Source organism: Exiguobacterium flavidum (assembly GCF_003344535.1).
GTDB lineage: Bacteria > Bacillota > Bacilli > Exiguobacteriales > Exiguobacteriaceae > Exiguobacterium_A > Exiguobacterium_A flavidum.
Genome location: NZ_QPKS01000012.1, coordinates 14,129 through 28,572, shown reverse-complemented (window position 1 = coordinate 28,572; position 14,444 = coordinate 14,129). Strand labels below are relative to the sequence as shown.

Annotated in this window: 15 protein-coding genes; 1 reads left to right on the top strand and 14 read right to left on the bottom strand. The window is 57.3% G+C overall.

Annotation, left to right across the window (positions count from 1 at the left end; genetic code table 11):
• Positions 1-187: 187 nt before the first annotated feature.
• The 10 genes from DFG60_RS11530 to DFG60_RS11485 form a co-directional block, all read right to left on the bottom strand.
• Positions 188-1,480, bottom strand: coding sequence for an adenylosuccinate synthase (locus DFG60_RS11530; RefSeq protein WP_114571923.1), 1,293 nt, complete (start codon positions 1,478-1,480; stop codon positions 188-190).
• A gap of 204 nt (positions 1,481-1,684) precedes the next feature.
• Positions 1,685-3,037, bottom strand: a complete 1,353-nt coding sequence (gene dnaB / locus DFG60_RS11525) for a replicative DNA helicase (protein WP_114571922.1) — start codon at positions 3,035-3,037, stop codon at positions 1,685-1,687.
• A 19-nt stretch (positions 3,038-3,056) separates the two neighbouring features.
• On the bottom strand, positions 3,057-3,500 hold the full coding sequence (gene rplI, locus DFG60_RS11520) for a 50S ribosomal protein L9 (RefSeq protein ID WP_114571921.1): 444 nt from the start codon (positions 3,498-3,500) through the stop codon (positions 3,057-3,059).
• Positions 3,497-5,440 (bottom strand): DHH family phosphoesterase, encoded by a 1,944-nt coding sequence (locus DFG60_RS11515; protein ID WP_114571976.1) that lies wholly within the window; start codon positions 5,438-5,440, stop codon positions 3,497-3,499. The genes rplI and DFG60_RS11515 overlap by 4 nt, the downstream gene beginning before the upstream one ends.
• Positions 5,441-5,618: 178 nt before the next feature.
• Positions 5,619-5,849 carry a 30S ribosomal protein S18 gene (rpsR, locus tag DFG60_RS11510; RefSeq protein WP_012371896.1) on the bottom strand — a complete coding sequence of 77 codons (231 nt, stop codon included), beginning with the start codon at positions 5,847-5,849 and terminating at the stop codon, positions 5,619-5,621.
• A gap of 46 nt (positions 5,850-5,895) precedes the next feature.
• Positions 5,896-6,411, bottom strand: coding sequence for a single-stranded DNA-binding protein (ssb, locus tag DFG60_RS11505; protein WP_114571920.1), 516 nt, complete (start codon positions 6,409-6,411; stop codon positions 5,896-5,898).
• 23 nt (positions 6,412-6,434) lie between these two features.
• Complete coding sequence (rpsF, locus tag DFG60_RS11500) at positions 6,435-6,722, bottom strand: 30S ribosomal protein S6 (RefSeq protein ID WP_114571919.1); 288 nt, start codon at positions 6,720-6,722, stop codon at positions 6,435-6,437.
• 108 nt (positions 6,723-6,830) lie between these two features.
• A complete protein-coding gene (gene ychF / locus DFG60_RS11495) occupies positions 6,831-7,931 on the bottom strand; it encodes a redox-regulated ATPase YchF (protein WP_114571918.1) in 1,101 nt (366 codons plus the stop codon).
• A 247-nt stretch (positions 7,932-8,178) separates the two neighbouring features.
• The gene (locus DFG60_RS11490; RefSeq protein ID WP_114571917.1) at positions 8,179-8,367 is read right to left on the bottom strand and encodes a DUF951 domain-containing protein; all 189 of its coding nucleotides are present in this window, start codon (positions 8,365-8,367) and stop codon (positions 8,179-8,181) included.
• Positions 8,348-9,268, bottom strand: coding sequence for a mechanosensitive ion channel family protein (locus DFG60_RS11485; protein ID WP_232818703.1), 921 nt, complete (start codon positions 9,266-9,268; stop codon positions 8,348-8,350). The genes DFG60_RS11490 and DFG60_RS11485 overlap by 20 nt, the downstream gene beginning before the upstream one ends.
• A gap of 176 nt (positions 9,269-9,444) precedes the next feature.
• Here DFG60_RS11485 and yyaC point away from each other — a divergent pair, with 176 nt between their 5' ends.
• Positions 9,445-10,065: a spore protease YyaC gene (yyaC, locus tag DFG60_RS11480; protein WP_114571974.1), complete on the top strand. Its 621-nt coding sequence runs from the start codon at positions 9,445-9,447 to the stop codon at positions 10,063-10,065.
• Positions 10,066-10,109: 44 nt separating this feature from the next.
• Here yyaC and DFG60_RS11475 read toward each other — a convergent pair whose 3' ends face one another.
• Genes DFG60_RS11475 through mnmG form a run of 4 tightly spaced genes read right to left on the bottom strand, consistent with a single transcriptional unit; the run spans position 10,110 to position 14,415 of the window.
• Entirely contained in the window at positions 10,110-10,874 is a 765-nt protein-coding gene (locus DFG60_RS11475; protein WP_114571916.1) for a ParB/RepB/Spo0J family partition protein, read from the bottom strand.
• A 39-nt stretch (positions 10,875-10,913) separates the two neighbouring features.
• Entirely contained in the window at positions 10,914-11,753 is an 840-nt protein-coding gene (gene noc / locus DFG60_RS11470; RefSeq protein ID WP_114571915.1) for a nucleoid occlusion protein, read from the bottom strand.
• A gap of 51 nt (positions 11,754-11,804) precedes the next feature.
• Positions 11,805-12,521 carry a 16S rRNA (guanine(527)-N(7))-methyltransferase RsmG gene (rsmG, locus tag DFG60_RS11465; protein ID WP_114571914.1) on the bottom strand — a complete coding sequence of 239 codons (717 nt, stop codon included), beginning with the start codon at positions 12,519-12,521 and terminating at the stop codon, positions 11,805-11,807.
• A gap of 1 nt (position 12,522) precedes the next feature.
• The gene (gene mnmG / locus DFG60_RS11460; protein WP_114571913.1) at positions 12,523-14,415 is read right to left on the bottom strand and encodes a tRNA uridine-5-carboxymethylaminomethyl(34) synthesis enzyme MnmG; all 1,893 of its coding nucleotides are present in this window, start codon (positions 14,413-14,415) and stop codon (positions 12,523-12,525) included.
• Positions 14,416-14,444: the final 29 nt, after the last annotated feature.

Here is a 14,444-nt window from a genome sequence, read left to right as displayed (position 1 = left end):
CACTCGTCTTCTCTTCAACAGAGGTTTCGCGCCGGTTGTTTCACGTGAAACTTCCTTTTCAGTATACGCTATTTCGTTTCAGATGGTGAAATCTCTGTATCAAGAGAACGTCCGTCAGCACTCCCGAAGTGAATGAAAAAGGCGCCAGTCCACTCCGGATGGAGAAGACTGGCGCCTTGTCAGCAAATCATGCTTCTTCGTAGAGGTCACGCAGGACGACCGTCTGTTCACGGCCTGGTCCGACCGAGAACGTCACGAGCGAGATGCCCGTCAGGTCCGCGATCCGCTTGACGTAGTTCTGCGCGTTGAGCGGCAGATCCTCGAAGCGGCGGATGCCTGTGATGTCCTCTTTCCAGCCCGGAAGCTCTTCGTAGACCGGCACGCATGCCTCGAGGTCGCGGAAGCTCGCCGGATACTCGTCGATCTGCTTGCCCTTGAACTCATACGACGTACAGATCTTGAGCGTCTCAAGGCCCGTCAGGACGTCGATCGAGTTGAGTGCGAGATCCGTCAGCCCGCTGACGCGGCGCGAATGGCGGACGACGACCGAGTCGAACCAGCCGACGCGGCGCGGACGGCCTGTCGTCGTGCCGTATTCACGGCCGACTTCACGGATCTGGTGGCCGATCTCATCGAACAGCTCCGTCGGGAACGGACCGTCACCGACGCGCGACGTGTACGCCTTGCAGACGCCGACGACGTGGTCGATCCGGGCAGGGCCGACACCGACGCCTGAGGCGACGCCGCCAGCTGACGCGTTCGACGACGTCACGAACGGATACGTCCCGTGATCGAGATCGAGCAGCACGCCTTGCGCGCCTTCGAACAGGACCTTCTCCCCGCGATCGAGGCTGTTGTTGACGACGACCGACGTATCGCAGACGTACTTCGCGAACTCCTGTCCGTATGCGTAGTACTCCTCGAAGATGTCCTCGAACGCGATCGGTTCCGCGTCATACATCTTCGTGAACATCCGGTTCTTCTGGTCGAGCACGTTCTTCAGCTTCTCGGCGAACGTCTCCTTGTCGAGCAGGTCCGCCATCCGGATACCGATCCGGGCAGCCTTGTCCATGTAGCAAGGACCGATTCCCTTGAGCGTCGTTCCGACCTTCGCGTCGCCCTTCGCTTCCTCTTCGAGCTGATCCTGCAGCTGATGATACGGCAGGATGACGTGCGCCCGGTTCGAGATGAGCAGATTGTCCGTCGAGACGCCCCGCTCATGCAGATAGTTCAGTTCCTTGACGAGCGACTTCGGGTTGACGACGAGGCCGTTCCCGATGACACATTTCTTATCCGAATAGAAAATCCCTGATGGAATCAAATGCAACTTGTATGTCTGATCATTGAAGACGATCGTGTGCCCGGCATTGTCTCCCCCTTGATAACGCGCGACGACGTCTGCCTGCTTCGAGAGGAAATCGGTGATCTTCCCTTTTCCTTCGTCTCCCCACTGGGTACCTACGACTACTACTGATGACATGATTTCATCCACCTCCACGTACGATTCAAAACCATGGTCTAGTGTATCGCGGCTAACAGAAGAAGTCAACCAAATACCGAACATTAATATATTAAGATTCGTATTCGTTCGTTTAATAATCGATTATTCTTCATTTCAATCGTTCAGATTCAAGATAACACGAAAAAAGACCGCCTTCCGGATGGAAAGCGATCTTCTTGTTCGTCAGGCAGGCGGCGCGTAGGAATCGCTCCGCTCGAGGTCGACGAACTTATTGAATTCTTTACGGAAGGCGAGCTTGACCGTACCGGTCGGACCGTTACGCTGTTTCGCGATGATGATCTCGATCGTGTTCGCGTCTTCCGTCTCTTTGTTGTAGTAATCGTCACGATACAGGAAGGCGACGATGTCGGCATCCTGCTCGATCGCCCCGGACTCCCGGATATCGGACATCATCGGACGCTTGTCCTGACGGCTCTCGACACCACGCGACAGCTGAGACAGCGCGATGACAGGGACTTCGAGTTCCCGCGCGAGCGACTTGAGCGAGCGGGAGATCTCCGAGACCTCCTGCTGGCGGTTGTCGCTCGAGCGGCCGTTCCCCTGGATCAGCTGGAGGTAGTCGATCATGATCATGCCGAGGCCGTGCTCCTGCTTCAGGCGGCGGCATTTCGCCCGGATGTCATTGACCCGGATGCCCGGCGTGTCATCGATGTAGATGCCGGCACGCGACAGATTGCTCATCGCGAGCGAGAGCTTGCCCCAGTCCTCGTCCTCGAGCTGGCCGGTCCGAAGACGCTGCGCGTCGACGTTCCCTTCGGCACAGAGCATCCGCATGACGAGCTGCTCCGCGCCCATCTCGAGGCTGAAGATGGCGACGTTCTCGTCCGCCCGCGTCGCGACGTTCTGCGTGATGTTGAGGGCGAACGCCGTCTTACCGACGGACGGACGGGCAGCGACGATGATCAGGTCGTTCCGTTGGAAACCGGCCGTCACCTTGTCGAGGTCGCGGAATCCGGTCGGGATCCCTGTCGTCTCGCCCGACTGCTTATGCAGCTTGTCGATCGTCGCGTAGGCGCTCGTCAGGACGTCACTGATCGGGATGAAGCTCGCGCTTCCCTTCCCTTGCGAGACCTCGAGAATCTTTCGTTCCGCCTCGTTGAGTAGGACGTCGACCTCGTCCTGGCGTTCATAGCTGTCCGTGACGATCTCGCCTGCCGTCCGGATCAGACGGCGGAGGGTCGACTTCTTGTCGACGACGTCGACGTAATAGTTGATGTTCGCCGCGGTCGGCACGCCTTCCGCGAGTTCAGCGAGATAGGCGAGCCCGCCGATCTCGTTCAGGATCCCCGTCGCGTCGAGCTCTGCCGTCACGGTGACGAGGTCGATCGCCTCGCCCCGGTCCGACAAGACGAGCATCGCCTCGAAGATCCTCTGGTGGGCCGCCCGGTAGAAATCGTGCGGGAGCAGCCGCTCCGACGCACTGATCAATCGATCGGCGTCGATCATGACCGCCCCAAGCACGGCCTGTTCCGCCTCTATGCTATGGGGCGGCGTATTTTGCATCACTTCACTCATCACCGGTCCCCTTTTCTCGTCATGCTTCTTGGACGTGTACGTTGAGCGTTGCTGTCACTTCACTGTGGAGCTTGACCGGGACCTTCGTGAAACCGAGTGCCTTGATCGGATGTTCGAGTTCGATCTTGCGCTTGTCGATCTTATAGTCCATCGACTTGAGGGCGTCGGCGATCTGCTTGCTCGTCACCGAACCGAAGACACGCCCGCCTTCGCCCGCCTTCGTCTTGACGACGATCGTCTCCTTTTCGATCTTCTCTTTGAGCGCCTCTGCGTCGAGGACGGCCTGCTTCGCGAGCTCTTCAGCCTTCCGTTCGTTCGCTTCGTGCGCCTTCAGGTTCCCGGTCGTCGCAGCGCGTGCGAGCTTCTTCTTCAGGAGGACGTTGTTCGCGTATGCGTCCGCCACTTCCTTGACTTCACCCTTCTTGCCTTGTCCTTTTACATCTTGCAGGAAAATGACCTTCATTCTGTTTCCTCTCCTTTTGTCTCTTCTTCTAAATAGGTGTCGATCGCCTTACGCAGCGTATCGGCCACCGTGATGACGCTCTCGGACATCTGGGTCGCGGCGTTCGTCAAATGACCTCCGCCTCCGAGCGATTCCATGATCAATTGGACGTTGACGTCCCCGAGCGACCGGGCACTGACGCCGGTCCGCCCGTCTTGCAATTCCGCGATGACGAACGAGGCACGGACGCCTTTGAGCGTCAGCAGCTGGTCCGCCGTCTGGGCGATCAACACCTGATCGTGGACGACACCCGGCTCCGCCGTCGCGATCGCCATGCCGTCGCGGTACAGTTCCGTCCGCTCGACGATATGGGACTGCTCGACGTACGTCGCGAGGTCCTGGCTCAGGAAATCCTGGACGAGCACCGTGTCCGCGCCTTGTGAGCGCAGGAATGATGCCGCGTCGAACGTCCGCGAGCCTGTCCGGAGCGTGAAGCCTTTCGTATCGACGATGATGCCTGCGAGCAATGCCGTCGCTTCGAGCATCGTCAGTTTCTCGCTCGACGGCTGATATTCCATCAGTTCCGTCACGAGCTCGGACGTCGATGACGCGTATGGCTCGAGGTAGACGAGCACCGGTTCGTCGACGAACTCCTCACCCCGGCGGTGATGGTCGATGACGACCGTGCGTTCGAACCGGTCGAGCAGTGACGGCACGACGACGAACGACGGCTTGTGCGTGTCGACGATGATCAGGAGCGCCCGTTCGTCGATCAGCTGATCCGCCTGGAAGGCGTTGATGAATCGGCTGTCGAGCTGCGGCACTTGCTGGATCTCCGCCATCAGGCGACTAATCCCCGGTCCGATCTCAGACTCGGGCAGGACGATGTGCGCCTCCTTGTCGTTCATCTCGGCGAGCTTCAGGACGCCGATCGCAGCGCCGAGCGCGTCCATGTCAGGATGCCTGTGTCCCATGATCAGGACGCGACTCGATTCCTTCATCAGATCGCGGAGCGAGTTCGCGATGACGCGTGCCCGCACCCGTGTCCGTTTCTCCGTCGGGTTGGTCTTGCCTCCATAGAAGCGCACCTTGCCGTCCCGTTTGATGACGACCTGGTCGCCGCCCCGCCCGAGAGCGAGGTCGAGGCTGCTCTGGGCCATCAGCCCGAGCTCAGGGATCGGGTTGCTCCCGCAGCCGATTCCGATCGACAGCGTCAACTGGACGCCGCGTTCACCCGTACTTTCCCTGATTTGGTCCAGTATGCCGAACTTCGACTTCTCAAGCAAGCGCAGATTTTCTTCCGTCGTGACGATGAAATACCGGTCCGACGCCGTCCGTTTCAGGTACGTCCCGTGTTCTGACGCCCACTGGTTGAGCAGGGAGGCGACACGGCTGTTCAGCTCACTGCGCAGCTGGTCCTCGATCCCTTGTGTCATCTCGTCGTAGTTGTCGAGGTAGACGATGCCAATGACGGTCTGGTTGTCGACGAGCTGCTGCTCGACCTGCGCCTCCTCGGTCATGTCGAACAGGTAGAACGTCCGGTTCTCGAGGTTCGAGAAGACGCGGTAGACCTCGTCCTCGACCTCAAGCGTCGCCTGGTCCTCGTCGGTCGCGATCATCTCCTCGAAGAGCGAAGAAAGGTCGTCGAGCGACCGGCCCATCTCGAGTGACGGGAAGATGTCCCGCATCGGGTCGTTGAACCACGTCACGAGCATCTCCTCGTCGTAGAGGAGGACGCCGATCGGCATCTTCGTCAGCGCGTCCTGTCCCGTGTCCTCGACCTGGTAGGCGATATCCCCGACGTAGGCTTGCCATGCCCGTCGTGCACGCCGCTCCTCGATCAGATGGAGCAGGAAGAGCACGAGCGTCAGTGCCGCCCCGACAGCCGCGATGACGTACGAGTCGGTCGCGATGACGAGGAGCAGCCCGACGATCAATATATAAGGAATGAAACGGACCATCCGCCGTTCCCGTTCAGGTGGTAACTGTTGAGCCAAGCCCGTCGCGCCTCCTTCTGATTCCTCTGCTTTGATTTTCCGTTAACTTATTTATTATAAACTGTTTGGATGGGAAAACAAAGAACGATGCGAAGCCAATGAAAAAGCGCGCCTCCCCGAGGGGAAGCGCGCTTTAGCCGAATCAGTCAGCTACGTATGGGATCAAAGCCATTTGACGTGAGCGTTTGATTGCGATTGTAAGTGGACGTTGGTATTTCGCTGAAGTACCAGTCACACGACGTGGAAGAATCTTACCGCGTTCCGAAATGAAACGTTTGAGAAGTTCTACGTCTTTGTAATCGATATGAGTGATGTGGTTCGACGTGAAGTAACATACTTTACGACGACGTTTTCCACCTGGACGACGTGCCATGTGATTTACCTCCTTTATAGATTGGATTTCTCAGAACGATGTCTCCTTAGAAAGGAAGATCGTCGTCTGAGAGGTCGATCGAGCTGCCACCGCTGAACGGATCAGCGCTGAAGCCCGAGTTCGACGAAGATGAAGCGGGTGCTGACGAGGAAGAGTTGTTCTGCTGTGGCTGAGAACCCCATCCTGCAGCATTCCCGGTTCCACCAGTACTGAAAGCATCTCCTTCAGAAGAACGGCTCGCGTTACGCGACTCGAGGAAGCGGACGCTATCAGCGACTACTTCTGCGCGGTAACGACGTTGGCCATCCTGACCTTCGTAGCTGCTGATTTGAAGACGGCCATCGACACCTGCGAGGCTGCCTTTCTTAAGATACTGGGCAACGTTCTCTGCTTGCTTGCGCCATACGACGCAATCGATGAAATCAGCTTCCCGTTTCCCATCTTGTCCGGCGAACGGACGGTCACATGCGAGTGTGAATCGCGTTACCGCGATCCCGCTCTGCGTGTAACGCATTTCAGGGTCACGAGTTAACCGACCGACTAAAACGACGCGGTTAATCATCAGAATCACTCTCCTGTTTCAGCTTATTTCTCGTCTTTTGTGATCATTTGGCGAACGATGTCATCGCTGATCTTCATGAGACGGTCGAGCTCGTTCGTAGCTGCTGGTTCAGCAGTCACGTTAAGAAGCACGTAGTAACCCTCACGCATATCGTTGATCTCGTACGCGAAACGACGTTTACCCATTTCAGTCGTTTTCTCGACTGTCGCACCGTTGTCGACGAGGATGCCGTTGAAACGCTCGATGAGCGCTTTGCGTGCTTCCTCCTCCACAGTAGGACGGATGATGTAAAGAACTTCGTATTTACGCATATCTGTCACCTCCTCTTGGACTGGCGGCTCACAAACGGAGCAAGGAGCAATAATCAATTACTCACATTTGTTAATGTTACCAAAGTATTTTGCTTTATGCAATAACCATTACACGTTGAAACGGAATGTGACGACATCGCCGTCCTTGAAGACGTACTCTTTCCCTTCAGAACGGAGGCGTCCCTGTTCCTTGACGGTTGCCATGTTGCCGGCTGCGGCGAGGTCTTCGTATGACACGACCTCCGCCCGGATGAATCCGCGCTCGAAGTCCGAGTGGATGACTCCCGCGCATTGCGGTGCCTTCATGCCTTTCTTGAACGTCCAGGCACGAACTTCCTTCTCGCCTGCCGTGAAGTACGTCGCGAGTCCGAGCGTGTTGTATGCGGCACGGATCAGTTGATCGAGACCCGATTCCTGGATGCCGAGGTCCTCGAGGAACTCCTGGCGTTCTTCCGGCTCGAGTTCCGCGATCTCTTCTTCGATCCGCGCACAGATGACGATCACTTCTGCGCCTTCTTTCGCTGCGAACTCACGGACTTTCTGGACGTTCTCGTTGCTGTCGGCGTCCGCGACTTCGTCTTCTCCGACGTTCGCGACGTAGAGCATCGGCTTCATCGTCAGAAGCTGGAAGTGCTTGACGATTGCCGCCTGGTCTTCCGTGAGCTCGGCGAGACGGGCCGGTTGCTCGTTCTCGAGCAACTGCTGGACGATCTCGAGCGCTTCGAGCTCCTGCGCCGCGTTCTTGTCGCGCGCCTTGACCATCTTCTGGACACGCTGGATCCGCTTCTCGACCTGCTCGAGGTCCGCGAGGATGAGCTCGAGGTTGATCGTCTCGATGTCATCGATCGGCGAGACCTTCCCTGCTACGTGCGTGATGTTCTCGTCCTCGAAGCAGCGGACGACCTGACAGATCGCGTCCACTTCACGGATGTTCGCGAGGAACTTGTTTCCAAGTCCCTCTCCTTTCGAGGCACCCTTGACGATTCCGGCGATGTCCGTGAACTCGAATGCCGTCGGTACGGTCTTCTTCGGGTTGACGAGTTCCGTCAGCTTGCGGAGGCGCGCATCCGGCACCTCGACGACGCCGACGTTCGGGTCGATCGTCGCGAACGGATAGTTCGCCGCCTCGACACCTGCTTGTGTTATCGCATTAAAAAGTGTTGATTTACCTACGTTCGGCAATCCAACGATCCCTGCTGTTAATCCCACTTGGAATTCCTCCTTTTCGGTATTTCCTAGGAAATCCGTGCTAGCGGCCGCAGTGGGTAGAATGATTACACCACGTCAGCACATCTTTCACAATTATAGATAGTTCAATTTTTTTGCGCAAGGAAATGCCGATTCTTTTTCCGGATGCCGCTTCCTTCAAACAGTCCGGGACGTTCCTTGACGTTCAGCGCGAGATGCCGACAGACGAAAGGAGGCCCCCTTTCGACAGGGGAGCCTCCTCGTTCTCTTACTCGGACAATACCTTCTTCAATCGCTTGTCGAAATCGCGGCGCGGCATCAGGATGCTTGCTCCGCATCCCTGACACTTGATCCGGACGTCCATGCCGACACGGATGATCTGCCAACGGTTCGTCCCGCACGGATGCTGCTTCTTCATCTCGACGTAATCATTCAGGTTATACGTTTTCCGTTCCACTTGCGACGCCTCCGTTTTGTGGCGCGGACTGGTTCATCATCACCATCCGCGGATATGGGATTTCGATACCTTCCGCGTCAAGCCCCTGCTTCAGCTCTTTGCGGATGAGACGGCTCGCCTGGAAGTGCTGCATCGGCGGAACCTCTGCCATCAGACGGAACGTCACTTCGGAAGGACCGAGCATCTGGACGCCTAGCAGCTGGATCGGTTCGACGAACATGTCCTCGTACTTCGTCGTGATCTCTTCCGCCAGTCGGGCGAGCACTTGCTCGACACGATCGATGTCTTCCTCATAGGAGACGTTGATGTCGACGAGCGCGACGCTGTTGTCGACGGAGAAGTTGGTCACCTGGAGGATCTGACCGTTCGGGATGATGTGGATCTCTCCGTTCAATCCTTTCAGCTTCGTCGTCCGGATGCCGAGTTCCGTCACGACGCCCTCGATCATGCCGACACGGACGAAGTCACCGACCTTGAACTGGCGCTCGAAGATGATGAAGGCCCCGGTGATGATGTCCTGGACCAGGTTCTTCGCGCCGAACGAGATGGCGAGACCCGCGATCCCGGCACTGGCGACGAGACCTGTGATGTTGATTCCGAACTGGCTGAGCACGGTAAGGATCGTCACGATGCCGAGCACATAACGAATCGCGTTCTGAAGCAGCTTGAGCAACGTCTCGTTCTGACGCTGCGCGAGGATATCGTTCTCCCCGATGCGCCGCATCATGAACAAGCGTGCTACAGCTCCTGTCAGAAGCCGTGCGATGATATAGAACGCAAGGATGATCAGAAGCGCCACGATGATCTTCGCGCCGACCCCGATCCAGAGGTCGACGTCCGTGAACTTCGCGATGAACTGATCGACCTTCCTCATTGACTGTTGTACGTCTGCATTTTCCACTCGTATCCTTCCTCTCTGCTCTCTCTAATAGGACAGTATACTTGATTCCTGACGAGATTCAACCGGTGAGCAGATTTCGACGTTACAGATCGATCCATTTCGGGAAAGGAACAGCATCACTATAAGCTGCTTCCTACATCATGATGGCTACAGCATGAGCAGAAAGGATGATCCAGATGAACTTTCGCTTTCACTCGCACGAACCTAAGCCCTATTCCTTCTTTTTAGAGCATTCGGAACCCTTCGCGAAGGAACGCCTGGCTGAACAGTTCCTTGAACAGTTGGATACGGAAGAACTGGAACGTCCGATCGTGCTCGTCTGTATCGGGTCGGACCGTTCGACCGGGGACTCCCTCGGACCGCTCGTCGGCACCTTCCTCGAATCACACCATCCGAATCATATCCATGTGTACGGCACATTGTCTAAACCCGTCCATGCGCTCAATCTGGCCGAGACGATGGAACAGATCGAGGCCTCGTTCGAGCGTCCGCTCGTCATCGCGATCGACGCCTGTCTCGGACGTCTGTCGAGCGTCGGATTCGTCTTCTTCTCGGAAGGCTCGCTCGCTCCGGGTGCCGGCGTCCAAAAGGAACTCCCGGCAGTCGGTGACTACAACATCAAGGCCGTCGTCAACGTCAGCGGCTTCATGGAGATGATGATCCTTCAGAACACACGCCTCCATCTCGTCTATGAACTGGCTCAGCTCGTAGCGAACAGCTTCATCTCGTTCGACCGCAAACTGACAGCACGGACGACGAGTCGGACGACGATCGAGTTCACACCTCGCACGATCTGAACATCCCTCAGGAATCAGTGATTCCGGAGGGATGTGCCGTGTCATCAATCCTCTTCCGGCAACAGGAGTTCGAGCAGCCGGTTGAGGTCCTCTTCGTCCAGGAAGCTGATTTCGATCTTCCCGTTCCGCTGTCCGACACCCTTCAATTGCACAGCGGCGCCGAAACGCTCCCTCAGTGCCTCCTCGACATGGGTGATTTCGGCCGCTTTCGTCTTCTGCGGCCGTACTTTTCGTCCACGCATCTCTTCTTCGAGCCGTCTGACCGTCCAGTTCTCCGCGATCACCCGAGCCGCCATCCGTTCGATCTTCGCCTCACTCTTTAAAGCGAGTAATGCCCGGGCATGTCCCATCGAGAGCTTTTCGTCCATGACGGCCTGCTGGACAAAGAACGGCAACTGCAGCAGCCTCAGGCTGTTCGTGACGTGCGAACGGCTCTTTCCGACTCGCGCAGCGAGCTCTGCTTGCGTGATGCTGAATTCCTCGAGCATCTCGGCATACGCCATCGCCTCTTCGATCGCACTGAGGTCGGCCCGCTGGATATTTTCGATCAAGGCAAGCTCCATCACCCGTTTTTCGTCTGCCTCGATCACGACTGTCGGCACCGTGCTGAAACCAGCCCGTCTTGCCGCCTGATAGCGCCGCTCGCCCGCGATGATCTCATAGTATCCTTCCCGCGGCCTGACGACGATCGGCTGGATCATCCCGTGTCGCTTCAAGGATTCCGACAATTCCAACAGGGCGGTCTCATCGAACTGTTTACGCGGTTGCTGTGGGTTCGGTCGAATCGAACGAATCGATATTTCTTTCACATCTATCTCTCCTAAACGTAGCGGAAGGCACGTCCGCAGTTACGGGCGTGCCTTCGCGATGCGGATCCGCACCTCTACATATTCTTCACAGTCTACTTCTTCCTTCTCGATCGGCAAGCCCGTACGTTCGATCATGTCGATCGAATCGCGGAGCGTGTTCAAGGCGATCCGTGTGTCACGGGCGAAGCTCTTTCGCCGTTTCTTCACTTGCGGCTTTGGCGTCAGGAGGCGCTCGACACGCTGTTCCGTCTCCTTGACGTTGAAGGATCGTTCGAGAATCTCGGATAGTACTTGCGCCTGGAGCGCGTCGTCCTTGAGCGGCAGCAACGCACGCGCATGCCGTTCCGTGATTTCCCGGCGTTTCAGCGATTCCCGGACGGTGTCAGGCAACTTCAGAAGGCGAAGCTTGTTCGCGATCGTCGACTGGCTCTTCCCGAGCTTCTTCGCGAGCACTTCCTGCGTCACGCCCTGGATCAGGAGCAGACGTTCGAATGCCTCCGCCTCCTCGATCGGCGTCAACTCCTCACGTTGGAGGTTCTCGATCAGCGCGAGTGCCGCGGTCGTCTCATCCGACATCTCCTTGACGATGGCCGGGATCGTCTCCCAGCCGAGTGAGGTGACTGCCCGGAAGCGGCGCTCGCCCGCGATGATTTCGTACCCCGTTCCTTGCGAACGGACGATGATCGGTTGGAGAAGTCCATGCTCCTTGATCGTCGCGGCAAGCTCCGAGATCCGCTCCTCATCGAAGACGGTTCTCGGTTGGAACTGGTTCGGAACGAGTTCCTCGAGTCTCAGCTCAAGCACTTTGTCGAACGGACTCACTTCGAGCGGAGACTCCTGCTCCTCTTTTCGAAACAGACGGGCAATTGCATTCTTCACGATGGCGCACCTCACCTTTATAATGTCATCGTTTCACGTGAAACGAAAAATTCAACTGAGCGGATCTTTCGCCGGTGTACCCGCCTTGCGCGGATATTTCCCGGGAGTTTGTCGTTTTTTATCCACAATTACGATATTACGCTCACTTTCCTCACCTGGCAATTGAAACTGGTAACTTTCCCGTAAATTCCCACCTAACACCTTCAAAGCGGTAGCACCTTCCTCGAGCTCTTCCCCGAGCTTGGCCGCCTTAAGGGCGACGAACTGACCACCGACCTTCGCGAGCGGCAAGCAATATTCGGCGAGCACTGACATCCGGGCGACGGCACGCGCCGTGACGACGTCGAAACGTTCACGGAATTGCTTGTTCTTTCCGAACTCCTCGGCGCGTCCGTGGTGGAACGCGACACCTTCGAGACCGAGCTCCGTCGCGAGCATGTTGAGGAAGCCGATCCGCTTGTTGAGCGAGTCGATGATCGTCACCTTCAAGTGAGGGAACATGATCTTGATCGGGAGGCTCGGGAATCCGGCCCCTGCGCCGACGTCACATACCGTCTCGACTTTCGTGAAGTCATAATAGAAGGCGGCCGTGATCGAATCATAGAAATGCTTCAAATAGACGCCTTCCTCATCCGTGATCGCCGTCAAGTTCATCTTCTCGTTCCATTCGACGAGAAGCTCATAGTAACGGCGGAACTGAGCGAGCTGCTCAGGTGAGACGGTCAATCCTTTCGCTTCCAGTGCCTCTACGAATTGCTGTTCCTTCATCTCATTCACTCTCCGAAATCAGTGCGTATTGGCCCTGTTCGATGTAGACGAGCAGGATCGAGACATCGGCCGGGTTGACGCCCGAGATCCGCGACGCCTGTCCGATCGAAAGAGGACGCACCTGGTTTAGTTTCTGTTTCGCTTCCATCGCGAGGCCCTGGATCGCGTCATAATCGATGCGCTCCGGAATCCGCTTCTGTTCCATCTTCATCATCCGCTCGACCTGGTCGAGTTGCTTGTCGATATATCCTGCATACTTCACCTGGATCTCGACTTGTTCCGCCGCCTCGATCGACAGGGCGACAGGCGCCGGGGCGACTTCCGCGATCAGCGCGTAGGACGCTTCAGGACGCTTCAGGAGAGTCGCGGCCTGGACAGCTTCCTTGAGCGGCGCCATTCCGAGAGCCTCGAAACGCGCAGTCAGTTCGGCAGACGGCTTGATGATCGTCTTCTCGAGACGCTTCATTTCCCGCGCAATCTCGTCCTTCTTCGCGCCGAGACGCGCATGGCGTTCCTCACTGATCAGTCCGATCTCATGACCGATGTCCGTCAGACGAAGGTCGGCGTTGTCATGACGAAGAAGCAGGCGGTACTCGGCGCGTGACGTCAGCAGACGGTACGGCTCGTTCGTCCCCTTCGTGACCAGATCATCGATCATGACGCCGATGTATCCTTGCGAGCGTGACAGGATGAGCGGGTCTTTCCCTTGTACCTTGAGCGTCGCGTTGATGCCGGCCATGATGCCTTGACCAGCCGCCTCCTCGTAGCCGCTCGTTCCGTTGATCTGACCGGCCGTGAACAACCCTTCGATCTTCTTCGTCTCGAGCGTCGGCCAGAGCTGTGTCGGAACGACCGCATCGTACTCGATCGCATAGCCAGGACGCATCATCTCTGCCTTCTCGAGCCCCGGGATCGAACGAAGCATGTCGTGCTGGACGTCTTCCGGCAGGGAAGTCGAGAGGCCCTGGACGTAGATCTCTTCCGTATCGCGCCCTTCCGGTTCGAGGAAAATCTGATGGCGCGGCTTGTCATTGAAACGGACGACCTTGTCCTCGATCGACGGGCAGTAACGCGGTCCCGTCCCTTTGATCATGCCGGAGAACATCGGCGAACGATGCAGGTTCTCGTCGATGATCCGGTGTGTCCGCTCGCTCGTGTACGTAAGCCAGCAAGGAATCTGTTCCGTGATCATCTCCGTCGTCTCATAGCTGAACGGCAAGGCGACATCGTCTCCAGGTTGGATCTCGGTCTTCGAGTAGTCGATCGTCTTCCCGTCGATCCGCGGCGGGGTACCCGTCTTGAAACGGGCGAGCTCGAGACCGAGCTCCTCGAGGTGCTTCGACAGGTTGACCGAAGGCATCTGGTTGTTCGGACCGCTTTCATACGACAGTTCGCCGATGATGATTTTCCCGCGCATGAACGTCCCGGTCGTGACGATGACCGCCTTCGCCCGGTACTCCGCCCCCGTGTTCGTGACGACGCCGACGCATTTGCCGTCCTCGATGAGCAGATGCTCGACGAGGGCTTGACGAAGAAGCAGGTTCGGTTCGTCCTCGAGCGCCTTCTTCATCCGGTTTTGGTACTCGAACTTGTCCGCCTGCGCACGAAGCGCACGAACGGCAGGACCTTTCGAGGTGTTGAGCATCTTCATTTGGATGTACGTCGCATCGATCGCGCGCGCCATCTCACCGCCGAGGGCATCGATTTCGCGGACGACGATCCCCTTTGCCGGACCGCCGATCGACGGATTGCAGTACATGAATCCGACCATGTCGGGGTTCATCGTCAACATGACGGTCTTCGCCCCCATACGTGCGGCAGCGAGCGATGCCTCGATCCCCGCATGTCCCGCACCGACGACGACGACGTCAAATTCACCAGCTTGATAAGCCATAAATGTGGTTCCTCCTTCTATGATTAAAC